The sequence below is a fragment of the Streptomyces sp. NPDC102274 genome (assembly GCF_044766385.1).
GTDB lineage: Bacteria > Actinomycetota > Actinomycetes > Streptomycetales > Streptomycetaceae > Streptomyces.
The window spans coordinates 1-1,506 of sequence record NZ_JBIWLW010000140.1 but is presented as its reverse complement, the minus strand read 5'-3'; the positions used below and the strand labels follow the sequence as shown (position 1 = coordinate 1,506).

Sequence of the window (1,506 nt, the reverse complement as noted above, 5' to 3'; positions counted from 1 at the left end):
TGGAAATGTCGAGCGGTGGGAGTGTAGCGGGCAGGATGCCGTCACGGACGGGTTCTGCTCGCCCGTCCCTCGAAGGAGTGCCCACGACGGCGGTATCGCCCGGGTTCGGGGAAGCCTCAGGCCGTGATCACCGAACAGGTAACCGAGACCTGGGACCGCGACCTGGACCACCTCTTCACCACCATCGGGCACCGCTTCGGCCGTGTCGAACCACGCCGCCGGATGCGGGACTACGTGCGCGCGCTGCTCGCTCCGGTGGCCCGCAAGAACAGTTGGCAGCTGGCCGAACACGCTGGCCACGCCACCCCGACGGCCTGCAGCACCTGCTCTCCCGCGCCCGCTGGAACCCCGACGATATCCGCGATGACCTGCAGACCTACATCACCGAACAACTCGGCCGCCCCGACGGGGTACTGATCATCGACGACACCGGCTTCCTGAAGAAGGGCACCACTTCCGCCGGAGTCCAAAGGCAGTACTCCGGCACCGCCGGCCGCACCGAGAACTGCCAGATCGGCGTCTTCGCCGCCTACGCCAGCGCGGCCGGCCGCGCTCTGGTGGACCGCGAGCTCTACCTGCCCAAGTCCTGGGCGGATGACCGTGACCGCTGCCGCGCCGCCAAGGTCCCCGACGAGCGGGAGTTCGCCACCAAGAACACCCTCGCCGCAGCGATCGTTCGCAGAGCTCTGGCCTCGCCGCTGCCGATCGCCTGGGTGACGGCGGACGCCGCCTACGGACAGGACAACCGCTTCCGCCGGATGCTGGAAACGTCCGGCGTCGGCTACGTCCTGGCCGTACCGAAGTCCCAGTTCTCCCTGTCCGGCCCGCGCATCGACATGGTCTTCGAGCAGGCCCCCGACCAGGCGTGGGAGCACCGTTCCCGCGGTGCCGGCGCGAAGGGGCAGCGCGAGTACAACTGGGCGGCCGTGCAGTTGCGCCCGGTTACCGAGTACGACCACCAAAACGGTGTGCTGATCCGGCGGCGGTGGGCGCTGGCACGGCGCAGCCTGAGCCGGCCGGACGAGATCGCCTACTACCTCGGCTACGCGCCGCTGGATGTCGGTGTGGACGAGCTGGTACGGGTGGCCGGGTTCCGGTGGGCGATCGAGGAGTGTTTCCAGGCGGCGAAGAACGAGTGCGGCCTGGACGAGTACGAGGTCCGCCGCTACGTCGGCTGGTACCGACACATCACCCTGGCCATGCTCGCCCACGCCTTCCTCGCCGCGATGAGCGCGCAAGCAGCCGAAAAAGGGGATCCACCAGTGAGGATGCCGAGGTCATCGCGCTCACTGTGGCAGAAGTGCGGCGCCTCCTGGCAGCTCACGCACCCCGAGATCCCCGCGCCCACACTCACGCGTTGAGCTGGTCGCACTGGCGCCGACGACGCCAAGCGGTAGCCCGCCGATGCCACTACCGCCGTCGTGGGCACTCCTTCGAGGGACGGGCGAGCAGAACCCGTCCGTGACGGCATCCTGCCCGCTACACTCCCACCGCTCGACATTTCCA

1 pseudogene is annotated in these 1,506 nt (G+C 68.8%); it reads left to right on the top strand.

The features are described 5' to 3' along the window. Positions 1-126: 126 nt before the first annotated feature. Positions 127-1,361 (top strand): annotated as a pseudogene (locus ACIRQP_RS42425) (IS701 family transposase). Positions 1,362-1,506 lie beyond the last annotated feature (145 nt).